The following is a 22,106-nucleotide window of genomic DNA, read 5'->3' on the forward strand; positions in this document are numbered from 1 at the left end:
TTTTTCAGCGCTTATTCAGTAACATCCCAAACGTTTTTTAATACGTGGGTTTGTTCACGATCTGGGCCAACCGCAAAGGTGTCTAATGGTAAGCCGACTAGTTCACTCACCCGCTCCAAGTAATGACGGGCATTGACTGGCAAATCATCAATAGTTTGGCAGTCAGTAATGTCTTCATCCCAGCCAGGTAACTCTTCATAAATTGGCTTACAACGAGCTAGTTCGCGATTGCTAGCAGGATAGTAATCAATCAATTGGCCATCTAATTCATATTGGGTAGCAATCTTAATGGTTTTTAGGCCACTCAAAACATCTAAGCAATTCAATGAAAGATAAGTCAAGCCAGAAACTCGCTTAGCGTGACGCAAAACAACGGCATCAAGCCAGCCAATTCGGCGGGGACGCTTAGTTACAACACCGTACTCATGGGCGACTTCACGAATGTGGCTGCCAATCTCATCAAATAGCTCAGTAGGGAAGGGACCATCCCCTACTCGAGATGTATAGGCCTTACATACACCAATGACTTGGTTAATCCGATTAGGACCAATACCAATTCCAGTCACTGCACCACCAGCAATCGGATTAGAAGAAGTTACATAGGGATAAGTCCCGTGGTCAACATCTAACATAACTCCTTGAGCACCTTCAAAGAGGACCTTCTTGTTTTGATCCAAAGCTTTGTTAATTAAATAGGAAGTATCGGTTACAAATGGCTTCATTCGTCGACCGAAATCGAGGTACTGATCATAAATAGGCTGAAATTCTAGAGGCTCTTCATCAAACAACTTAGTTAATTGAAGATTTTTAATTTTCAAGGCTTGCTCTAGCTTTTCCTTTAAACTTTCAGGATCTAAGAGATCAGCGACACGAATACCAATTCGCTCCAGCTTATCCATATAAGCTGGGCCAATTCCCTTGTGAGTTGTACCGATTTGGTTATCCTTTAGCTTTTCCTGAAGGGCATCAAATTGAATGTGATAGGGCATGATGATTTGTGCCCGACTAGAAATCCGAAGATTTTTAGTATCAACCCCGTTTTGTGCTAGATAATCAAGTTCGGCAAAGAGGGTAGCCGGATTGATTACGACACCATTTCCGATAACATTGGTAACTTGGGGTAGGAAAATACCCGAAGGAATTAACTGTACGTGTAACTTTTTACCATCGATGACCAAAGTATGGCCTGCATTGTCTCCACCGGAGTAGCGAACCACAAAATCAGCTTGGCGACTAAGAAAATCAGTGATTTTCCCTTTACCTTCGTCACCCCATTGGCTTCCGACAATTACAATTGACGACATATATTTACCTCATATCTACTATTTTTCTTTTTTGAACCAAATGAATTGTAAAGGTTTTTATGGAAGAAAGCAAGTTGAAGCCTAATAATATTCGTTTTTGATGATTTTAAAATTCGATAAAAGCTAAGATTTTATCTTTATATTTTATATTGTTCGTGTTTTAACCACAACTTCACACGAGCGCCTTAGTTTGGTAAACTAATAAGATATGGAAGGGAAGGAAAATATGCAAATCAAAAATGGACAGTGGGTTGGTATTATTTTAGCCTTGGTACTTTCGTTAGTGGCCATGGTTCTAGCGAATTATTTACCACAAATTGGGGCCGAAGGATTGGCCATGTTAATGGGGATTCTATTAGGTAATACCATTTTTAGTGGTGAAAAATATAATAGTGGCGTTAAATGGGCCGAAAAGTATCCCATTGAAATTGGAATCGCCTTATTAGGGGCAACCTTGACGCTTAAGACGATTGCTAAGTTGGGCTGGCAAGGAATCGGCTTCATCATTTTAAACATGATTTTAGTCATTACGATTGTATATGCTTTGGGTAAGTATATTTTCAAGGTGGATATCGCTGATCGATTATTGATGGGGGCCGGTAATGCGGTCTGTGGTAGTAGTGCCATTGCGGCGGTAGCTCCAGCGATTGGGGCACGGGATAATGACCGTCGGACAGCGGTTGCGACGGTATCTTTAACCGGTATGTTGCTACTATTAACATTGCCAGGTTTAAGTCAGTGGATTTTTGGTCAGAATAACCTTCTGATTGGTGCCTTAATTGGTGGCACGGTTCAATCGGTTGGACAAGTAGTCGGGACAGCAGCCTTGGTTAATAATCAGGTAGTGACTTATGCAACCCTGTTTAAATTATTGCGTGTGATTATGTTGGCTTTAGTCGTAGTTGGTATGGCTTATTGGGCTCGTAAAACTAGCCATGACGAAGAAGGTATGACCGGTAAGGCAAAAATCACTTTTTTACCTTGGTATATTCAAGCTTTCATTGTGTTAATTTTGATTAATTCTTTTATCAGTTTACCTGAGCCAATTCATCAAATATGTCACACGATTACTTCCTTCTTTGGGGTGGTTAACTTGGCTGCAATCGGCTTAAACCTAAAGTGGTCAACCATTCAAAAGAGTGGTGTGAAGTTTATTTCTTACGGGGCTTTGGTCGGTGTTATTCAAGTTATCTTAGCCTTGATTCTAATCTTTGTTTTCTTTAAAATGAAGTAAAAAAAATGCAAAATTTTTTTAATATGAGTATGAGTTGATTTAATTATCTGGGAGCGTCGGAATGAAAAATAATTTAGATTCATATTTTTTTAAAAATAAGTCTCGACGGCATTCTTCTTACTGGAGAGGTTTTCAAGAAGGTATTACTGAATCTTATATATATGACGGAAAGAAACGGCATCGTTTTCGTAGGTTAGTGTATGAATTAGGTCAAAGATGGCAAGAAGCTCATGGCAAAACTACTCAAAAAGACGATGACTACTATGCTGGCTATCACGAGGGACAAAAAAGTGAATGGAGTCATTAATAAAAAGCACGCCTGGGGTGTGCTTTTTTAGTTTAAAAATTATATGGGTAAGTATTTTTTCAAATATCTATATGCTTTTTTATAATTATATTTTTTGGCATTTAGCATAATTTGCTTACCGTTATAATCAATTAATGCATTCGTTATGCCGTTTAATTTTTTAGAAAATAGTAAGTATGAGGCAATTGGTAAAGTATTTTGGATGTTTTTTTGCGAATGGGGTCGCAGATTACTTTGAATATGGCCGGGGTAAAATCCGTTAACCGTGGATTTTCGTCCCAATTGTTGAGCCAACAAACTAACTAGTAGACTTTTATAGGTAATTTCCCAGAGTGCCCGATTAATTAAAGTGGATTGAAAATCAAGAATAGGTGCATATTTAACTACATTGGGAAAGCCGGTTACGATAAATATTCGACTGTTATCGGCTAAACATTGATTCAACTCGGTTAAAAAGAAATAATGGGACGTTAAGTTCACTGTAATATTAATTTCTTTATTTTTGGGATAAATACCAACACAATCAAATACGGTATCAATCTTTTTGTTATCTATAACTAATTGCTTGATTAATTCCTGACGTGACGATTCATCAGTGAGATCAGCCAAGTAGTAAGAAACATTAGCCGTTTTATTTTGAAGTTCGAGCATCATTATCTGGGCATGAAATGAATTTCGACCTAATAAAATTAGCTTAACTGGTTTACTGGCTAAGCTTCTAGCAATAGCTAAACCTACGCCAGAAGTACCACCAGTGATTAGTATATTATTGTCCATGATTATACCTCTTAATTATTGTATAAAAAATAGAGGCTATATCCTCTATTTTTACGACTCTTGCTGACTCAAATACTGATAAATTTTATCCGATAGTTTGCCTAAGGCCGATACTTGATCGGTATTAGTAATTAAGACAATGTAGGTTTTTCCAGTATGGGTAAAGGTGTTAATTGTGTTGAAACCACCCAAAATACCATGGCTAGAATAACTACTAGGGTTAACATAAAATCCCATGCCGTAGGTTGAACGACTCCCAGAATCAAACATTTTTGCTCGCTCTTGCTCGTTTAACAGGTCGCCTTGCATCAGAGCTTTATCAAATCGATACATATCAACGGCATTGGTATACATATCGCCAGCGCCGAACAGTTCTGACAAATCAGGAATCCGGGCCGGACTTAAATTACCATCTTTGGTGCGGTAGCTGGTCGCCAAATGATTAATCTTTTTATTAGTTGGATTAAAGCCAGAATCAACCATGCCACTCGGATTAAAGATATTTTTTTGTACGTAATCAGACAAAGGTTGCTTGCTAACCCTCTGGACAATGTCAGCTAAAATAGCATAATTACTGTCGGAGTACCGCCACAAACCGGGTTCCGGGTTAGGATTGGCATCCATGATTTGATGAACTAATTCTTTAGGCGTAACGCTTTTGCCATTCTCTTTTAATTCATTTAAGCCACTAGTGTGATTTAGCAAATTTTTTAAAGTAATGTTGACCCCATTTGGAAAATCAGAAAAGTAATGACTAATCGGTTGGTCTACTTTTAATTTTCCATGCTGTTCTAGCTGAAGGACGGCGGTGGCAATCACTGACTTTTGGGCTGAACCAATATAGTAACGGTCACTGATTTGATTGTCCTGCTTTTCTTTTTGGTCCGCATAACCATAAGCCTGATTTAAAATAATCTTATCTCGTCGATAAACCAGCGCTACGCCAGAAAACTTTGCACTTTTCAGTAAGTCAGAAAGTCCTTTATTATCTACCTTTGCTAGTTGTTGTTTGGGGGTGGAAGATTTATTAGTGGACGAATTAGGGTTAGACCATAATTTGCCAATTAGCAAGACCAACACGAGAATGACAGTTAAAACAGATCCGATTATGGGTAATATGTATCGATAAATCATTTTGATTTCCTATTATTTCAAACTTTATACATTTAAGTCTCAGTATACTACAATTCAAATTAAGATAAATTCATAATCTAAATAGCTATTAGTTTTACTAGTTACTGACTTTAAGTACATAATAATGTACAATCTAAATACAAATGGAGGTAGCATTCATGACAATTGCCTTAACTCAAAGTGATTTTCGCGAACATATTAAAGATTATTTAGATCAAGTCACCGACGATAATGAAACGGTCTATATTGCGCGCACGAATGGTCGGACTGCGACTGTTATCAGTCAAGAAAAATTAAATTGGTTGGAAAAGGCTGTTTCGGCGCGGGAAGATTCATTAGACTATGCCATCGCTCGAGACCAGTTGATTCAACAGGGTGTGATTGTGGATGATACCCAGGCGGTTGAATCAGATGATACTTATTGGAATCAATTCAAATGAAATTCAAACCTCGTAAAACTTTTGAACATGATTTAAAACGCTTGGCCAAACTGGATAGTAGCATTGTTGATGAAGTCCGGGAAGCGATTGATATTTTGTTAGAAGCCGGTCGTTTGCCAGAAGAATTTGGCGATCACCCCTTACAACGCCGTTGGAGTAGATATCAGGAATTTCATTTACGTGATACGTCTAGGGGGACTGAGTCCAATGATATCAATGATATTTTGGTTGTTTATCGTTGGGACTATGATGAATTAATTCTAGTCGGTGTGCGAGTTGGTTCTCATCAAACCTTATTTAATAATGCCAATCAAAAACATAAATAACCGCGATACAAGTCGATTTGATTTGTATCGTTTTTATTTTGGAAAAATACTTTGCATATTTTATTATATATAGTACTATATGTTGTATAGTACTATATATAATATATTGAGGGAGCAAAAAATGGCACTAAAAATACCCACGCTAGTTTTGGATGCGGTAGTACTGCAAATTTTAGACCGAGGTGAATTGTATGGCTATCTAATTTCCAAAGAAATCCAAGAAATTACACATATCTCGGATTCGACTACTTATCCAGTTTTACGCCGACTAGAAAAAGCAGAATTGCTAGAAACTCACACAGTTATCTTTGAAGAACGCAGTCGGAAATACTACAAGATAACTGACCAGGGAAAGGTTCGCTTAAAAGAGTTAAAGCAAGATTGGCACGAATTTGCCACTCAGATTAATAGTATTTTGGGAGAATAATATGAAGTATTTAGAGGAATTAAAGCGACATTTAAGGGAGCTACCACAGTCCGAGCAGAACAATATCATTAATTATTATCAGGAATATATCGAAGATGCTGGTTTTAACGAAAATGAGTTAGTTACTAAATTAGGTAGTCCCAAAAGTCTTGCTCAGAAATTAAAGTTTGATTATTTTATGGATAACGATCCACATGATGATCGACAAAGCGAACCAGTAAAACACAAAGATGTACGAGTGCTTTGGATTGTTATTTTGGGGATTCTTTCTTTGCCAATTTCTATTCCTATTCTGATAACACTTGTTTTTGTACCGTTGATAATACTTGTAACATTGATTTTTACAGTTATAGTAGTTTCGATTAGTTTAATTTTTGCTAGTTTAGTAACAATAGTTAGCGGGCTAGCAATTATTAATCAGTCTCTTTGGGGTGGACTATTTTATGTAGGAATCGGCCTAGCTATTGGAGGTTTAATGGCTGTTATTCTGTCTTTTATGCCAACAGTCATCAAACTAATTTCTTCATTAAGCCTAAAAATTGCCAAATATTTACAAACCAAGTTTAAAAAAGAGGGGTCTAGCAAATGAAAAAAGTCGTGATTGCAGGTTTAGCCACGAGTTTAATTGGTATCATCATGGCAACAACCGCTTTTTGTGTGGCTCGGCCAGGAAATATTGCCTGGGAAGATGGTAAATTTGTTTATAGTCAAAATCACAAAAAGAAGTTAACAACAATTTCCCTACCGACTGAGGTAAGTACGGATCAAATTAAAAATATAGAACTATCAGTTGCAAATACTGACGTAGTTATTAAGCATGGATCAACTTTTAAGATAGAGTCAAATGATTCCCAGTTGAAAACACCACTTATTTTTGATCAAAATTCAGGAACTTTATCACTTCAATCCCAATCCACTAAAAATAGTAATCTAAAAATCAATATTACTGGTTTTTACGATAACTCTCCACAAATTGTTATAACCATTCCGGATGGCTTTAATGATAAAAACCTTTCCATTAGCAGTACTTCTGGGGATATTCGTCTATCCGAAAGTCAACTTGCAGTCGTGACTTTAAAGAGTCAAGAAGGTGATATTATGTTGCTCGGTAATTCCATGAAAACTGCAAATGTTTCTAACAATGATGGCGATGTCATCATTAAATCCGAGATAACAGATGGCGGTAAAATTTCCAATGATAATGGTGATATTCATGTCAGTTCTAGCAAATTACCACCATACTCAGTCAAGACAGTTAACGGAGACTTCATGTCCAGCAAGAATCAAATTGATAATAACGACAATGCAACATTATTCATAAATAACAACAATGGTGATATTTCCATGTCTTAGATAATAAAAACCCCACTACATTTCGTAACGTAGTGGGGTTTTTTATTATTTAGACTTAAGTTGACTAGCCATAAAGTAAAATGGAACGGCAATAACAACCATCCAGAGGAAATGAATTTAAAAAACCACTACATTTTTGTTATGTAGTAGTTTTTGCGTTTAATGTTGAATGAAGAGGGTAATTAAAACAATAGCTCCTAAGATGATTCGATACCATCCAAACGGCTTGAAGTCATGTGATTGCACAAATTTCATCAACCACTTTATCGTTATAATCGCAACTACAAACGATACTATCGTTCCGGTTGCCAGAATTAACATTTGTTCTCCAGTAAAACTATTACCCTTGAGTAGAAATTTACCGATTTTAAGAATCGAAACACCAAACATGGTTGGAATAGCCAAGAAAAAACTAAATTCAGTGGCAATATAACGGCTAGCGCCAAGAATAATAGCCCCTAGAATCGTAGCACCAGAACGGCTAGTGCCTGGAACAATTGATAGAGCTTGGAAGGCACCAATAAATAGGGCAGTTTTATAACCAATTGAGCTAAAATTTGTAAATTGTGGCTTTTTGTTACGGTATAAATTTTCAATGACGATGAACAAAATACCATATAAAATCAGCATACTTGCTACAACAAGTGGTGTATGCAAATGCTGATCCATCCAATCGTTGAGTGGCAAACCAATAATAACAGATGGTAAACAAGCAATGGCCACTTTAAACCATAATGACCAGGTTTGTGATTTTTCAGTTGTCGTTTTTTTAGGACTAAATGGATTTAGTTTGTTGAAGTACAGAATAATCACGGCCAAAATGGCACCAAATTGAATGACATACTCAAACATCGACATAAAGTCAGCATTTTGGTTGATTTTGACAAATTGACTAACTAAATCAATATGGCCAGTAGAACTGATCGGAAGAAATTCAGTAATTCCTTCAACAATACCAATAATAATGGCCTTTAAAATATCTAACATTATTTAAATTCTCCTAAGGTAACAGCGTTTTCCAATTGTTTTGTTTCCGACTCATAAAGATCAGCAAAACCTGGGTCAGTTAATTCTTTTTCGATATAACTATCTAATGTATTAGTCATTGTATCCGCACCGTAATTTTGCTTATGTTTAATATAATACTATTCAATTATTGATATAAAAAGGAATTTATATATAAATGATAATTGAAAATAACAATACGGACGGCAGAAAAAAGACCGGCTCTTTTAATAACCGGTCAGGGTTATCACTGGTGGAACCTAATGGTTCAATTAAAGAATCAAGCCAGCACATGGTTAAGGAACTCAAAGCCCGCTCGTTGTAATATAAAAATCATAAGATGTATAGAGCCATTTGTAATGGTGCTGTAACATTCTTGTGCTTTTTCTATATATAGAGAGGCATAGGATATTCACTCAAAACTAATGCAAATGAATGCATCTTATACCTCTTTTCTTTTTGAAAAGAAAAAAACAAGCGTAGATTCAATCAGAGAGAAAAGTCTGTTCTACAATAAAAAACAATCAATGTTCATAAGTGTAATGGAGTGGCAAACCATTATGCAGACGAGGATATTTAATGCTTCCGATGCTGGTAAACTCGTGGTACATACGCTCCTTGAGGAATGGATCACGCCTTTAAGACGATTAATGAGAAAGCAGGTGCCGAGGTAGAGACTACCATTGATTGAGGCAATTTGGATTTAACATACTATTACGTATTATTGCTAGTTGTACGGAACTTACCTAGCTGTTAATAATATTATTTTAAAAAACTCCTATAATTCCATTTTAGAAATGCTATTGGCGATTATTTATATAATGGGAGCGACTGAATAATCAAAGTAAACAAAAAAGCTTTATGGTTCCTGTGAATTTTTGCTCGTGTTATGTTTCAAGTTTGTTTAAATTATTATGATTTTGTTGTAAATTAATTCAATCTTTATCTATGACTAATGAGTTTCAATTACTTTTGTCATTGATGGTATATCCGTGTTGGTCTATTGTTTCATCTTGTTATGTTCCTTAATACAATATTGAAAAAGGTTTTAAGCTTAAGTATTTTAATTCAAATTACTGTATAATTAAGAATCGTTTAGAAATGTGTACGTAACAGCCATTTGATTTAGCATGTGAAGTATCAAAATCTCTTATATGTTGGGTTGTGGGGAAGGGTTTATAGGCAGCACTAATAAACGATATGAGAGATTTAGGTGAAAGGTTTTTTACTGTCAATATTGGGTGTATGTTCGGTTCTCGCAATGCTGTCGTTAGGACTCTTTGTTCAGTCAGTTGAAATTCGGTGTAGATATAGATATGGTTAAAGATAAGTTGGAAAATATTAAGGCAAGCAATAACGTCATAGAAAATAATAATGAGGGTACTTTTAAAATTGGTATAGTGGCTCCGATTTCACAGTTAAAGGGAAGCTCTGTATACACAGAACAACATTGGAAAGATGTGCTTTTTCTTTTAAAACAATCAATTGAAATACCTATGAAATTAGTAAGTGAATCTGATGACTCTGGGATCATTATTTCAAAAATTGTTACTAACTTATCTACTTTAGATTTGGTAATTTGTGATGTGAGTTCTAAAAATCCTAACGTTATGTTTGAGTTAGGCCTGCGTTTAGCTTTTAATAAGCCAGTCATTTTAATTAAAGATGAGTTGACGGACTATTCATTTGATACCAGTCCAATAAAGCATTTGGCGTATCCTTCAAACTTGAATTATCATGGTTCTGTGAGGTTTCAAGAGGAACTTGCCCAAAAGATTCATGCAGTTAAAAATGGAAATGTTGATAAGTTTTTGGATCATTTCACGGTGAAAAATATTGATAATAAGATATCTGAGGAAAATATTTCTGATGTTGATGCTTTACGTGGGCAAATGAAGGAGCTTTCTGATTTAATTCAAAATAACAGTAAACAGAAACATTCCAATTCTCAGTCTTACGTACCAACTATGCAGGAGATGTTACCTTCTAGAAAAGCTATGAAAGAACTTCTAGAAGAGTATTTTCCTCAACAATTCAACGTGGATCCTGCAATGATTGAGGTAGTTGGACACGCGTTTCAGGTAGACTCATATTCAGATGAAGCATTGTATTCATATGTTGCGTCAGTGCTTGATGAAATGAAGCGTTATGATGATCTCCCATTTTAGTAGGCATAATTCATTATATTAAAATGACACGTTAGTATTGATTTGCTAACGTGTCATTTTTCCTTATTTTATATATTTGGCGATCTAGGCCTCCTTCAGATAAATATTCGATATGATGACTGTCAAAGTTTTTTAATGTCTTGATAGGTAATAACTCTTTAGATTTTGTTAATGGATATTTGTTGAATTCGAGTAGTGCTTTTAGTTCACCTTGTTTTAATCTTAGTGTTGGTATATTGATCAAAATTGGTTGGCGAGTTCTATTTATTTACAGATATCGTTTTAGGGTTGAAATCTGCTTTGCATTATTAACTTTCGATAATATATATTATGTAAACTAAATAAAAATTATTTTAATCATTGTTTATACTTGATTCATATTCATCCAACAGACTTTTACGTTCTTTTCTATCAAGAAAGAAATCTTTCTTCATTTTCACATACTTATTCACCTCTTGCATATACCGTGTTTGAATTTTTTTAACAATATTTGTCGTTTCCTGATTTTCTAGATTCAAAATTTTCTGATCAACAACGTTTAGATCACGAAATGGAAACACAGAAATAATATCGGCAGTCACTTGTATAAATGATAGTGTAAATTGTGCTAAACGAATAAATTTAATTTGGTTAGTATAATTAATATATTGTATTTCATGATTAATTAAATAATTAAGTGATTGCTCATTGCACCTCAATTGATCTTGAATATATTTCTTACTGCTATTATCTAAATATAGATTATCAACATAGCAAGTTTGGATCATTTTTTTAAAACATCGATATTTGTACTCAAGATAATACCAATTTAAGAGCCACACTATAAAACTCACTAGCAATCCCAAAAGAAATGGGAGCAACACGGCTAATACTTTCAAACTAAATAGGTTACACAACGTGAACATTCCTCCGTATCTGGTATAATTTTTTCACTCGTTTATTAAATTATATTATTTATTAACTCATTAGTTACGTTATTTACGAGATAAAATATTTACAAGATAAAATCTAAAAAATTAGTATTTACCCCATTTTGAAAATAAGGAACAATTTATCAATTTGCCATACATTGTATTACAATGTATAATTTAATTATTCAAAAGAAAGTGGGCCCATTTCCATGACAATTACAACAATTAGAAAATCTGGTAATTCATATGCAATTCATCTTCCTAAAGTGCTTGAACCAGAAGCTGGGAAAGAATATATCGCAGTTAAAAAGCAAAACGGTACGTTAATCTTTGTACCAAAGTTGGCAGATAAATTTCAAAATGTTGCCGATAAATCGCAATATGAAGCCGAAACTAACATCACTTATACTGCTGAAGAAAGCGCAGGAATTGAATAATGTATCAGGCGCAGCAAGGAGACCTTATTTGGCTAGATTTTGACCCCTCTAAGGGGAAAGAAATTCAAAAAAGGCGACCAGGCTTAGTGATTAGCGGCAATAGTTACAATCGAGTGACCGGTTTTGCCATCATTGTACCAATTACTAGTCAAACTAGAAGTTGGAGCTCTAGATATGATTTAATTGATTATGATATTAAGGGACAGATTAATACTAATCAGTTGTATTCTTTTGACCTAAGCCAGCGAAATCCAGAATTTATTCAAAAATTAGATGATAGTGATTTTTTTCAAATTGCTCAGATGATAAATCAAAATTTTGATTTTGGTTTATAACTAGTACGTTACCAATTTATTCAATTACAAAAAGGCAGAGAAGACTCCTCAAAGTCCCCTCTGCCTTTTTATTTAACTCAAATATTCTTTTTATTTTTCTTCAAAATAATGATTGCACCAACTAGGAGGCTTGAAAATGCTAAGGTACACATGAGTGAACCCTCCATTCCAAACATACCACCGTTTAACAAAGTTTTACCAGCAACTGGATTGGAGGTGAAGACACTAAATGACGGCGTCAATCCTGATACCATTACCCCAGTGATGGTCCCTTGAGTGAAATTCCAAGCACTGTGAATACCACTAGACAACCAAATATTATTGGTTGCAAATCGCAGAATTGACATTCCTGTAGCAAAGATCAATAAATTAATAAAAGCCAATGGTGTCAATCCAGGATTGAAACTGTGAAATACGGCAAAGAACAAGACTGAAACAATGATACCGACTTTGTTACCACTAATTTTTGATATGGTACCTTGTAAGAATCCACAACAAATGATTTCCTCACTCATACCTTGCAACACGTAGCCACCCATGAAGAGTAGTAGAATACCGATTTTTGAAGCATGCCAGTTATTCGTAACATTAAAGGCATTCATCGAATTAGCAATTAACCAAATAGCCACAAAGGCCACAATTCCAACACACCAGCTAATTAAATATTTTGGCATAAAGTGATCTGCTGAAAATGGCATTACCATCTTAAAATTTTCTTTATTCCGACGAATAGCATAGTAAATCAAAAAGATACTAGGTGTGAGTACCATAGCAAACGAGCCTGCTAAATCTGCTGCAATATTCTTCTGTAGTCCAAAAGAAATCAACATATCGGTAATCGGGTCAAGAAAAATTGACCCTGAAACAGCTAATGCAAAGGACAAAATACCCATTAATATAATTAATAATACTCGTTTTAAGCGATTATTTGTGCTCATGTGCATCTCCATAACTGAGTATTCATTTATATTTTCGTAACTGTTAAGCACCAATTGATTAGAGTTTGCCTAATAAATATAGTGTGCAACAATTGACTTTATTGTCTTAATGATTAGCAATAATAAAAAACCTCAAAACTTGGTTGTATAAGCTTTAAGATTTTTATTCATATAAAGACACTTTATACTGTCGCTATTTAGAAAAATCACTTTACAAAGTGGTAAACTTTTGCTTCATAAGGCCGTAGTGTCGACTTTGCATCATCTTCATAATTACCAATCAAAATTGTTGCATTTGCTGGCACCTGATAATCTCGGGTTATTGTTTCGTTAGTAAAATTGTTAATAATCAATAACTCTTCGTCTGCACTCACACGGCGATAAGCATAAACTTGTTCATCGTTTGGATCTAATAATTGATAAGTGCCAGTTGTGATGATTGGTAGCTCATGGCGTAAGCGGATTAACTTTTGATAGTAATAAAAGACTGAGTTTGGATCAGCTAATGTATTTTTGACGTTAATGGTCAAATAATTATCGTTCATCTTCAGCCAAGGTAAACCAGTTGTAAATCCAGCATTCTTACTATCATTCCATTGCATTGGCGTTCGCGCATTATCACGGCCTTTAGCATGGACATATTTTAGCATGGTCGCTTCATCAACTAAATGATCCTTGTCAACCAGATATTTGAAGGCATTTTTGATTTCAACATCATCAAAATCATCACGCTGAAGGTTATAGGCATTTGTCATGCCAATTTCTTCACCTTGATAAATATAAGGCGTACCCTGCATAAAATGAAGTAAAGTAGCCACCATTTTAGCGGATACAACACGATATTCAGGTCGATCACTACCATAACGACTTACCGCCCGCGGCTGATCATGGTTATCCCAGTATAGTGAATTCCAAGCTTTTTCAGCCAAATGATTTTGCCATTTTGAGAGATTAGCCTTTAAGTCAACTAGGGAAACTTTTTTATCATACCATTTACCAAGGGCTGGATTAGGGTTGTTGTCAAGACCCATATGTTCAAATTGAAAAACCATATTTAACTCAGAATTATCTTGATTGGCATACTTAACAGCATTCTCGATATTCACCCCAGAAGCTTCACCAACGGTCATCATATCAGCCCGATTTAGAACCTTTTGACGCATTTCTTTCAGATATTCATGCACGTGTGGACCATTAGCGACGGCCTTATCCGAGTTGCCATATTGTGCCCCTTCTGGTACCTCCCCATCCGGCAAACCATCGGGCTTAGAGATTAATGAAATAACATCCATTCGAAAGCCATCAATTCCCTTATCGACCCAGAAGTTCATCATATTAAAGACTGACTCACGCACAGTAGGGTTTGCCCAGTTCAAATCCGGCTGGCCCTCGACAAATAAGTGTAAATAATACTGTCCAGTTTTATCGTCAAATTTCCAAGCTGGACCGGAGAAAAATGAACCCCAATTATTGGGTTCATGTCCATCCACCGGATCTCGCCAAATATAGAAATCACGTTTATCGTTATCCTTTGAACTTCGGCTTTCAACAAACCAACGATGTTGGTCCGATGTATGATTGACAACCAAATCCATCAAGACTTTGATACCCTTTTCATGTGCTTTGGCCAGCAAACTATCAAAATCAGCCATGGTACCAAATTTTGAGTTTATATCTTCATAGTCTGAAATATCGTAGCCATTATCTTTATCAGGTGAAGCATAAACTGGATTCAGCCAAATAACATCTGCACCTAATTTTTTAATGTAATCCAAGCGCTGTTCAATGCCTTTTAAATCCCCAACACCATCTCCGTTAGTGTCCTGAAAAGACCGAGGATAGACCTGATATACAACCGCTTTTTGCCACCATTTAATTGATTTTGTCATGTTGATGCTCCTTTTTTCTAATTATGATTTTCTTCTTTAACAATCCAGATTAAGCATGCCCCTACCATTAAAAAGACACCAGCAATGGCTAACATATGAGCCATAGACTTGCCAACCATTGGGAAAATTGCAAAACTTGCAACTGAAGCTACAATTTGAGGGATACAGATGAAACAATTAAACAAACCTAAGTAAACACCATCGTGTTTACCATCTAAAGCATTGGTTAAGATGGTAAATGGAATAGAAATTAAGGCAATCCAACCAATTCCAATCAAAACAAAACCAATTAGTGATGAAAGATGGGTGTGACCGTAGGCTACTACCATGAAACCAATCCCTCCAGCTAACAAACTAAGAAAAAAGGCCCCTTTCCGTGTTTTATTATTCAAACGTTGAAATAAAATACCCACTACAATAGCCACAATGGAATAAACAGCCTGTAAAATACCAAACCAATTACCAGCAGCCTGATAGCCAGCCGATGCAGGATCGGAAACATGCCAAATATTTTCTGATAAAGCCCCAGTGGAGTATGTCCACATATATGGAATGCCAAACCAAACAAAAAATTCAACTACCCCTAGGAAAATACTTTAGGTGCACTTTTTAAAATTTTTATAAATGATTCGTGCTGTTTACCCTCAGCATTATAGCCATGATAGTATGCTAGCGTTTCAGGATCATATTCCTTGACATTCATAATAGTAAAAATGGTTGATATTAATAAAATAGCAGCTGCCACGTAAAATGAAATTTTAACAGAATCGGGTACAACACCGCGAGCAGCAGTGTTAGCCATCCCAAAGGAGGTTAAGATAAATGGGAACACAAACGCAATCACACCGCCTAAGCTTCCCCAAATATTTTGTAAACTCCAAGCTTTATCAGTTTGTTGTTCATTAACCATGTCCGGGATAATCATCTTAAATGGCTGCATAGATACATTAGCAGACAAGTCCATAAACAGAACCGTTACTGCACCAAACCACAAAGCTGTCATTGAACTGTATCCGAAACCAAATGATCCAGTATTGGGCAAAAGTAATAAAACAATCAAAGAAACCAGACAGCCCCCTATCAAATAGGGTAATCTTCTGCCCAACTTGGGCAACCAAGTTTTATCAGAAAAATAACCTATCAATGGTTGGGTGACCATACCGGCCAAGGGCGGTAAAATGAAAAAAAAGCCCAATTTTGTTGGATCCGAACCCAATGTCTGAAATATTCGGCCCATATTACCAGTTTGTACTGAGAAAGCTACCTGAACGCCAGCATAGCCAAAGGTCATTAAGAATAACTGTAAACTACTTAGTATCGGTAGCTGACCCCTTTTTTGCGTCTTACTATTTAACATGTTCACTCTCCTTCTAAGTGATTTTTGTTAAAACTTTAGATTAAAATATTCGCTTACTTTTACGGACAGCATATTACGTTACCTTTAAGTTTTGCGAATACTTCTATGTGCAGTTTTTTAGTATTCGATGTTTGTATTTATTCTCATAATTTTAAGACTTTCTTGTTTTTTGAGTAAACGTTTACGCAATAGTTATTGTAACCGCTTTCATTTACTGAGTCAAATCATTTTAGGTTATAATATAAATTATGACTATCACAATCAAAGATATTGCAAATAGAGCGGGTCTTTCTGCCGCTTCTGTTTCCAGAATTTTAACCAATCGTGGGCGCTTTAGCGAGAAAACAGCACAACACGTTCGACAATTAGCAGATGAGATGGGCTATTATAAAAATCAATCAGCTGCCGATCTATCGCAAAAAGAAAGTCGTGTTATCGGTGTACTAGTACCAATTACTCACACTAACTTTGCTGACGAAATCATTAAAGGGATGCAAGGCAAAGCCACAGAGCTAGGTTATGAATTATTAATTGCTTTTATTGCCTCAGACAACCAACAACAACTCAAAACTATTAAATCACTACTCTCACGACAATTATTAGCAGTAGTCATGTTGGCTATTGAAATTAAAGATAATACTTTTAAGGTTTTAGAAAATGCTGATATTCTACTCCTCAGTGTATCGAATCAACTTAATAATGTAATGCCATCAATTTCGTCCGATAACTATTCAATGATGTTCACTATTGTTGATTATTTATACCAAAAAGGACATCGACAAATAGCCCTAATCGGAGCTTCTGATCAACATTCTACGGTAGCAAATTTAAGACGCCAAGGTTTTATTGATGCATTATTAAAGCATAAAATTAACTATAATCCAGACTTTATTTACGGAGATGAGAATGCATATCAAACTGGATTAAATGCTATTCAAAAATTTGGTAAGCCTTTACCTTTCACTGCTGTCATTGGCTCAGCGGATATTATTAGTATTGGCTTACTGAATGGCGCTAAAGATGCTGGAATAAAAGTTCCCGATGACTTATCAATTATTACGATTGATGGCACCGAGTTAACTGAATTAACACGGCCAATCTTAACGGCTGCACAACAAAACTTTGCAAAAATGGGTGAATTGGCTATTACAACTCTCGCAGGTCAAAAATTGTCACCAGATACTGTTGTTTTTACCAATATCACACTTAAACAGGGTGGAACAGTTGCACAACTTGATTAACACAATAAAAAAGGCACTCAATATGAGTGCCTTTTAAAAATAAATAACCAATATCAAAAAAATTCTTACTAAGAACCATTAATGGCGGTAGTATTGTTCGCCTATCTCATATTTCGGCTATTTCCCTGCAGTTTCCAACTTAAATATTTATTAAATGACCTTTTTTATCTTTAGCAATTAAATAGTACACTGTAGCTGCAATCGACCAGGCCCACACAATGTGGCCGAAGAACTCTGAGAAGTGTTCGTCAAATGGTTGATTCCATGGTGCCGGCACTGTTCCAAAAGCTGGCATTAAGACAACATGCCACACAATCCATAAAACAATACCATAAGCAGCACCCTGCCATAAGCCAACACTAGGCCAATACTGAGATACAAAGACATATAAAATTGAAAAAGCAATGGCGAAAGAAAAATGCAAAATCAATGTGAACCAAAATACCTTTTGATCTTGTGAGAAGTAAACATATGATTCAACTAATTTCTTGGGAATGCCCATTTGCATAGCCATATGTTGTGGTGGATTAATTAAATTACGGGCAATGGTACGTGGTGGAAATATAGCTTCCCATCCAATTTTTACCATTCCTGAAATCATTCCAGCAATCAGGCCGTACCAAACACTTTTAACAATAATTTCTTTTAAGCCAGCTTCTGGCTTAGTTAAAGAAAACATAACAATCTCCTATAATGTGATTTTTTGTACAATGAAAAGTATAGTCTTTTATTCCTGAATAATCAATAGATATTAAACTATTTAAAACCAACAAAGGAACGCTTTCGATAAGTCTGTTTAGCTAATTTACCTGATACATGATAGTTACTTCCTCGCTTACTACGGGCATCAAAGCTAATCGTCTCCCCCTGTAACAGTTGTGCAACCTCTGTTGGTGTGAACTTATGACCTGAAAATTCAGCAGTAAAGGAAATTTCCTCGCCCCGCCATTGACCGGTTACTTTGTCTTTCGTCTTTGCTGGTACCTTTTTAGTTTGCTTTGGTTTACCTAACTGCCCCACCAAAAGTTGGGCATTGGCCTCCATGACCGGAATATCATGGGCAACCGTTTTAACAATTGAGTCGAGCGCCTGGTCAGCGGTCATTTCAAACTTACCAACCTGATCAAAAATATCAAAAACTCGTTTCGTTGTTTTGGGATGAGCTAACCAGGTCCCCTGGGCCATAATGGCGACCGCTTTCCCGTCCGTGGTTAAATCAATCTTTCCTTTTTTATCGATGATATAGGCATTTTTACCACTAGATAGCTCCCCATAAGTACTAGTTCGGGTAGCTCCGGTTCCAATATTATTCTTTTCAAGAAATGTTTTGAGCCATTTCCAGGTCGGTGCTGTTGGTTTAGGATTTTGCCCCTCATGAACCTGTGGCTTAGCCTGCTTACCTAATTGTTTAATCGTTTGACTGTCGTCCGATTCATTATCCTGATCTTGATAAACAGCCTTCCACCCCATTGAAATTGGTACATTCAACGTAGTTTTAAATGTTGGATATTCAGCGATTGATCCTTTAATTTGCCGGTAACGATAGTCTGGAGCAAACATAGCTAAGAAATTCTTAGCCAATACTCCATAAATTCGTTTAGCAGAAGGACCGTATTTACTTAAGGTATCCAAACTAGTTGGCACCTTAGTACCGGGCCGATTGGCTCCGTGGGCGCCCTCTTCTTTGACATGAGAAGAACGAGGCTGTCGATGGGTTAACAAACTTGTATCGGTACCTACTAGTTGCGCAATATCGTCGACTAGTGGTGCCATATCATGAAACTGTTCGGGGGTAATTGTTTTATCTTCAGTACGGGGATAAGAAACAAGCTGTGCTTCGTAGAGTTTTTGATAAGTTGATAGCACTTCTTTCGCCTTATAATCCTCTTTCGCTAAGATGGCTGATAAGGAAGACAAATCTAATAATTTCGGTGGCTTCGTTGTTTTTTCACTAATTGAGTCTTCTTGTACATTTACATGGTCGGGATATGATTCAGCCTGTTCCAAGGCCTCTTTTGTGGGATAACGAAAGGGCACTGACTCTTGCTTGGCCTCAACCGGTCGAGCATAGATGTTGCCTTGATCATCTTTAAAACGATATTCAAAAAATGGGATTTTTTTGTAATTTTTAATCGCTTCGAGTTGCTGATAAATTTTTAATAACATGGCCGATTTTAATCGACCTTGCCGCGAAACTAGGGCATAGCCCTCTTTTTTCGTCAAAGTCGTGGCCGCTCGCGTAAGCTGCATGGAGGCAAAATCCCATTTGTTACGGGTTAGTCCCTTTTGATAAGCCCCGTGCTTGTCCTTACTTTCAATCGCCACTAAGTGATTTAAGGCTTTAACAATACTTTTTTGACTTTCATCAGCAAAATTAGCTCTAAAAACCGGCCCTTGCCATTTGATAGCATCAATGGCTTCCCAAGCTAATAGATCTCCTTCCCCTGACGGGTCGGTATCAGTAGCAATCACCAACGCATCAGCCCGTTTAGCCTGAGTCTTTAATTCATCAACTAGGCTTTTAGTACTTTCTGACTTTTTACTGCGAGGATTCCAAGCTCTAATATATGTCCGTTTCCAAGCTAAATCATGTAAATCCCAGGGTAAATCTTGCAGTTTCCAGGATTTATATTTAGCTTTTAAGTCGGCTGGTACCTGATCAGCTGGCTCTTTTAGGGTCATTACATGCCCACGTAAATTAGCCAGTTCATAATCATAGTTACTAATATGTCCATTCGCACCACCCAATGCTTTTTCAAAATTACGCTTAGCACTCGGTTTTTCAGTAATAATTAGATACTTTGGCACAGCAACCTCTTTCATCGTTTAATCCGAATTTTTTACCTATTTACTATAGCATAAAAAGCTGTTGAAACCCTTGTCTATGGGCGTCCCAACGGCTTTTTGTCATTCCAAATCATTCCAGAGGCAGCCCACGCCGATGAACTATTAAAATCATTATCTAATTCAGTTCATAACCAAAACTTTTTATTTTTTCTAAATTAGATTTTTCTAAACGTAGATACACCAGATCACCTGGACGTAACACCAAATCGCCACTAGGAATCAGAACTTCATCGGCCCGTTTTACTAAAGTAATTAATGCTTTAGGTGGTAATGGCAAATTTTGAATCAGACAGTCTTCCATCAATCCGCCAGCTAATACTGGTATTTCAATCGTGACGAGGTCATTAACCGATAATTGTTGGTTATTATTTTTTAATAATCGTTGCAAAAGCGAAGTATAGATTGGCGCTCCATTTAACACGTCAACAACTAAATAAGCAATTAAACTAACCAGCGCTAGCGGTAAAATATGGGTTATACTACCGACCATTTCAACAATTAATATAATCGCTGTGAAAGGTGCCTTTCCAATACAAGCAAAGTAAGCTGCCATACCAATTACAATAAAATTCACCATGTATGTAGCTGGCATCCAACTTAATATGATAAAAATGTGACCCATTAATGCGCCGTTCAAAGCGCCTAAGGTTAAAATCGGTAAGAAAATACCACCTGGCAAACCAGATCCATAACTAATCATCGAGAAGATAAAGCGCAAAGTGACTAAACTAAATAGTAAAGGTAAACTAAATGATACTTTTTGGAGGGATAAGATAATACTATTCCCTCCACCGAGAGTAGTTGGCCAAAATATCCCAACTGGAATGATTAATATTAGAGGAATTAGGCCATACCAATATTTAGGTAATTTCAACTTACTATAGGCAGTCAGACTGAATAACAGTGTTTTTTGATAGAGAAATCCTAAACATCCTAGTATAATTCCAAACACGACTAGTAGGCCATATAACTTAACCGGTAAAATTGGCAAATACCCTAAGGCTAAAACTGGCTTTTGACCAAAGACAACCGCAGATACAAAATCAGCCACACTGGCTGCAACTAAAGCCCCTACCCAAACAAAAGGTGAAATACTGTGATAAATTTCTTCCAAGACAAACATGACACCAGCCAAAGGTGCATTGAAAGCAGCAGCTAAGCCAGCTGCTGCACCACTAGCAATAAAAACTTTAGATCGATTATGACTTAAATTCAAGGACTGAGCTAGTCCTTGTCCAATCGAAGATCCTAATTGAATGGAGGGTCCCTCCCGCCCGAGCATTAGACCACTACCAATAGCTAAAATACCAGCAATGAATTTACGCCATAAAGTTGACCACCAGTTAGCCTTGATATCCCCCATTAATTGTCCTTCAACTTGAGGAATACCGGATCCTGAAATATTCGGTTCCTTTTTTAGTAAATAAGCCACAATCAGGCCAATCAGTGGATTCAAACCTAAAACTAATAGTAGCGCTGTTAGATGACCATGGCGAATAGAAATATAAAGGATCTGAAAAAAATATAATCCTTTTTCGATGGAGAAGCGAAATAAACTGACCACTAAGCCAGTTAATAAGCCTATTATGATAGTGTAGACAACGATTGATAATTTATCGGTTTTTAATTGAAAATGTTTTTTTATCATAATTTTAGTATACAACTCCTATGAGTCA

At 36.3% G+C, this 22,106-nt stretch carries 20 protein-coding genes and 1 pseudogene; 11 read left to right on the top strand and 10 right to left on the bottom strand.

Going from position 1 to position 22,106, the window contains the following annotated elements:
* Positions 1 to 11 precede the first annotated feature (11 nt).
* On the bottom strand, positions 12 to 1,304 hold the full coding sequence (locus M4974_RS04030; protein WP_248706152.1) for an adenylosuccinate synthase: 1,293 nt from the start codon (positions 1,302 to 1,304) through the stop codon (positions 12 to 14).
* Between the two features lie 226 nt (positions 1,305 to 1,530).
* Between M4974_RS04030 and M4974_RS04035 the strand changes: the two genes are divergently transcribed.
* A complete protein-coding gene (locus M4974_RS04035; protein WP_248706151.1) occupies positions 1,531 to 2,538 on the top strand; it encodes a YeiH family protein in 1,008 nt (335 codons plus the stop codon).
* A 61-nt stretch (positions 2,539 to 2,599) separates the two neighbouring features.
* Positions 2,600 to 2,845 carry a hypothetical protein gene (locus M4974_RS04040; protein WP_248706150.1) on the top strand — a complete coding sequence of 82 codons (246 nt, stop codon included), beginning with the start codon at positions 2,600 to 2,602 and terminating at the stop codon, positions 2,843 to 2,845.
* Positions 2,846 to 2,884: 39 nt separating this feature from the next.
* On the opposite strand, the gene M4974_RS04045 is transcribed toward M4974_RS04040, so the two are convergent.
* Together M4974_RS04045 and M4974_RS04050 are read right to left on the bottom strand one after the other, a co-directional pair.
* Entirely contained in the window at positions 2,885 to 3,622 is a 738-nt protein-coding gene (locus M4974_RS04045) for an SDR family oxidoreductase (RefSeq protein ID WP_248706149.1), read from the bottom strand.
* A gap of 51 nt (positions 3,623 to 3,673) precedes the next feature.
* On the bottom strand, positions 3,674 to 4,756 hold the full coding sequence (locus tag M4974_RS04050) for a serine hydrolase domain-containing protein (protein WP_248715772.1): 1,083 nt from the start codon (positions 4,754 to 4,756) through the stop codon (positions 3,674 to 3,676).
* Between the two features lie 158 nt (positions 4,757 to 4,914).
* Between M4974_RS04050 and M4974_RS04055 the strand changes: the two genes are divergently transcribed.
* The 5 genes from M4974_RS04055 to M4974_RS04075 all read left to right on the top strand — a co-directional run bounded on the left by M4974_RS04055 (position 4,915) and on the right by M4974_RS04075 (position 7,302).
* Positions 4,915 to 5,196, top strand: coding sequence for a type II toxin-antitoxin system Phd/YefM family antitoxin (locus M4974_RS04055; protein WP_248706147.1), 282 nt, complete (start codon positions 4,915 to 4,917; stop codon positions 5,194 to 5,196).
* Positions 5,193 to 5,522 (top strand): type II toxin-antitoxin system YafQ family toxin, encoded by a 330-nt coding sequence (locus M4974_RS04060; protein WP_248706146.1) that lies wholly within the window; start codon positions 5,193 to 5,195, stop codon positions 5,520 to 5,522. The genes M4974_RS04055 and M4974_RS04060 overlap by 4 nt, the downstream gene beginning before the upstream one ends.
* Positions 5,523 to 5,643: 121 nt before the next feature.
* Positions 5,644 to 5,949, top strand: coding sequence for a PadR family transcriptional regulator (locus M4974_RS04065; protein ID WP_248706145.1), 306 nt, complete (start codon positions 5,644 to 5,646; stop codon positions 5,947 to 5,949).
* A 1-nt stretch (position 5,950) separates the two neighbouring features.
* A complete protein-coding gene (locus tag M4974_RS04070) occupies positions 5,951 to 6,538 on the top strand; it encodes a DUF1700 domain-containing protein (protein WP_248706144.1) in 588 nt (195 codons plus the stop codon).
* Positions 6,535 to 7,302: a DUF4097 family beta strand repeat-containing protein gene (locus tag M4974_RS04075; RefSeq protein WP_248706143.1), complete on the top strand. Its 768-nt coding sequence runs from the start codon at positions 6,535 to 6,537 to the stop codon at positions 7,300 to 7,302. Before M4974_RS04070 ends, M4974_RS04075 begins: the two co-directional genes overlap by 4 nt.
* Before the next feature lie 159 nt (positions 7,303 to 7,461).
* On the opposite strand, the gene M4974_RS04080 is transcribed toward M4974_RS04075, so the two are convergent.
* Positions 7,462 to 8,289: an undecaprenyl-diphosphate phosphatase gene (locus M4974_RS04080; RefSeq protein WP_248706142.1), complete on the bottom strand. Its 828-nt coding sequence runs from the start codon at positions 8,287 to 8,289 to the stop codon at positions 7,462 to 7,464.
* Positions 8,290 to 9,623: 1,334 nt separating this feature from the next.
* Between M4974_RS04080 and M4974_RS04085 the strand changes: the two genes are divergently transcribed.
* The 3 genes from M4974_RS04085 (at position 9,624) to M4974_RS04095 (ending at position 12,158) form a co-directional block, all read left to right on the top strand.
* Positions 9,624 to 10,475, top strand: a complete 852-nt coding sequence (locus M4974_RS04085) for a hypothetical protein (RefSeq protein ID WP_248706141.1) — start codon at positions 9,624 to 9,626, stop codon at positions 10,473 to 10,475.
* A gap of 1,120 nt (positions 10,476 to 11,595) precedes the next feature.
* On the top strand, positions 11,596 to 11,823 hold the full coding sequence (gene mazE, locus M4974_RS04090; protein ID WP_248706140.1) for a type II toxin-antitoxin system PemI/MazE family antitoxin: 228 nt from the start codon (positions 11,596 to 11,598) through the stop codon (positions 11,821 to 11,823).
* A complete protein-coding gene (locus M4974_RS04095) occupies positions 11,823 to 12,158 on the top strand; it encodes a type II toxin-antitoxin system PemK/MazF family toxin (protein WP_248706139.1) in 336 nt (111 codons plus the stop codon). The genes mazE and M4974_RS04095 overlap by 1 nt, the downstream gene beginning before the upstream one ends.
* A 77-nt stretch (positions 12,159 to 12,235) precedes the next feature.
* On the opposite strand, the gene M4974_RS04100 is transcribed toward M4974_RS04095, so the two are convergent.
* The 3 genes and pseudogenes from M4974_RS04100 to M4974_RS04110 form a co-directional block, all read right to left on the bottom strand.
* Entirely contained in the window at positions 12,236 to 13,096 is an 861-nt protein-coding gene (locus M4974_RS04100) for a CPBP family intramembrane glutamic endopeptidase (RefSeq protein ID WP_248706138.1), read from the bottom strand.
* A gap of 206 nt (positions 13,097 to 13,302) precedes the next feature.
* A complete protein-coding gene (locus tag M4974_RS04105) occupies positions 13,303 to 14,985 on the bottom strand; it encodes a glycoside hydrolase family 13 protein (RefSeq protein ID WP_248715773.1) in 1,683 nt (560 codons plus the stop codon).
* Positions 14,986 to 15,002: 17 nt separating this feature from the next.
* Positions 15,003 to 16,342, bottom strand: a pseudogene (locus M4974_RS04110) (MFS transporter).
* A gap of 248 nt (positions 16,343 to 16,590) precedes the next feature.
* On the opposite strand from M4974_RS04110, the gene M4974_RS04115 reads away from it, so the two are divergent.
* Positions 16,591 to 17,583, top strand: coding sequence for a LacI family DNA-binding transcriptional regulator (locus M4974_RS04115; RefSeq protein WP_248706136.1), 993 nt, complete (start codon positions 16,591 to 16,593; stop codon positions 17,581 to 17,583).
* A 139-nt stretch (positions 17,584 to 17,722) separates the two neighbouring features.
* Here M4974_RS04115 and M4974_RS04120 read toward each other — a convergent pair whose 3' ends face one another.
* From M4974_RS04120 to M4974_RS04130, 3 genes are all read right to left on the bottom strand, one after another.
* A complete protein-coding gene (locus tag M4974_RS04120; protein ID WP_248706135.1) occupies positions 17,723 to 18,262 on the bottom strand; it encodes a YagU family protein in 540 nt (179 codons plus the stop codon).
* A gap of 77 nt (positions 18,263 to 18,339) precedes the next feature.
* Positions 18,340 to 20,391 (bottom strand): DNA topoisomerase, encoded by a 2,052-nt coding sequence (locus M4974_RS04125; RefSeq protein WP_248715787.1) that lies wholly within the window; start codon positions 20,389 to 20,391, stop codon positions 18,340 to 18,342.
* A 154-nt stretch (positions 20,392 to 20,545) separates the two neighbouring features.
* Complete coding sequence (locus M4974_RS04130) at positions 20,546 to 22,078, bottom strand: ClC family H(+)/Cl(-) exchange transporter (protein ID WP_248715774.1); 1,533 nt, start codon at positions 22,076 to 22,078, stop codon at positions 20,546 to 20,548.
* Positions 22,079 to 22,106 lie beyond the last annotated feature (28 nt).

Source organism: Convivina praedatoris, from assembly GCF_933208495.1.
GTDB lineage: Bacteria > Bacillota > Bacilli > Lactobacillales > Lactobacillaceae > Convivina > Convivina praedatoris.

Coding starts and splice junctions, on each gene's coding strand:
- mazE (WP_248706140.1), top strand. CDS start 11,596: ATGACAATTACAACAATTAGAAAATCTGGTAATTCATATGCAATTCAT.
- M4974_RS04130 (WP_248715774.1), bottom strand. CDS start 22,078: ATGATAAAAAAACATTTTCAATTAAAAACCGATAAATTATCAATCGTT.
- M4974_RS04060 (WP_248706146.1), top strand. CDS start 5,193: ATGAAATTCAAACCTCGTAAAACTTTTGAACATGATTTAAAACGCTTG.
- M4974_RS04120 (WP_248706135.1), bottom strand. CDS start 18,262: ATGTTTTCTTTAACTAAGCCAGAAGCTGGCTTAAAAGAAATTATTGTT.
- M4974_RS04105 (WP_248715773.1), bottom strand. CDS start 14,985: ATGACAAAATCAATTAAATGGTGGCAAAAAGCGGTTGTATATCAGGTC.
- M4974_RS04070 (WP_248706144.1), top strand. CDS start 5,951: ATGAAGTATTTAGAGGAATTAAAGCGACATTTAAGGGAGCTACCACAG.
- M4974_RS04115 (WP_248706136.1), top strand. CDS start 16,591: ATGACTATCACAATCAAAGATATTGCAAATAGAGCGGGTCTTTCTGCC.
- M4974_RS04095 (WP_248706139.1), top strand. CDS start 11,823: ATGTATCAGGCGCAGCAAGGAGACCTTATTTGGCTAGATTTTGACCCC.
- M4974_RS04045 (WP_248706149.1), bottom strand. CDS start 3,622: ATGGACAATAATATACTAATCACTGGTGGTACTTCTGGCGTAGGTTTA.
- M4974_RS04085 (WP_248706141.1), top strand. CDS start 9,624: ATGGTTAAAGATAAGTTGGAAAATATTAAGGCAAGCAATAACGTCATA.
- M4974_RS04035 (WP_248706151.1), top strand. CDS start 1,531: ATGCAAATCAAAAATGGACAGTGGGTTGGTATTATTTTAGCCTTGGTA.
- M4974_RS04050 (WP_248715772.1), bottom strand. CDS start 4,756: ATGATTTATCGATACATATTACCCATAATCGGATCTGTTTTAACTGTC.
- M4974_RS04030 (WP_248706152.1), bottom strand. CDS start 1,304: ATGTCGTCAATTGTAATTGTCGGAAGCCAATGGGGTGACGAAGGTAAA.
- M4974_RS04065 (WP_248706145.1), top strand. CDS start 5,644: ATGGCACTAAAAATACCCACGCTAGTTTTGGATGCGGTAGTACTGCAA.
- M4974_RS04100 (WP_248706138.1), bottom strand. CDS start 13,096: ATGAGCACAAATAATCGCTTAAAACGAGTATTATTAATTATATTAATG.
- M4974_RS04080 (WP_248706142.1), bottom strand. CDS start 8,289: ATGTTAGATATTTTAAAGGCCATTATTATTGGTATTGTTGAAGGAATT.
- M4974_RS04055 (WP_248706147.1), top strand. CDS start 4,915: ATGACAATTGCCTTAACTCAAAGTGATTTTCGCGAACATATTAAAGAT.
- M4974_RS04075 (WP_248706143.1), top strand. CDS start 6,535: ATGAAAAAAGTCGTGATTGCAGGTTTAGCCACGAGTTTAATTGGTATC.
- M4974_RS04040 (WP_248706150.1), top strand. CDS start 2,600: ATGAAAAATAATTTAGATTCATATTTTTTTAAAAATAAGTCTCGACGG.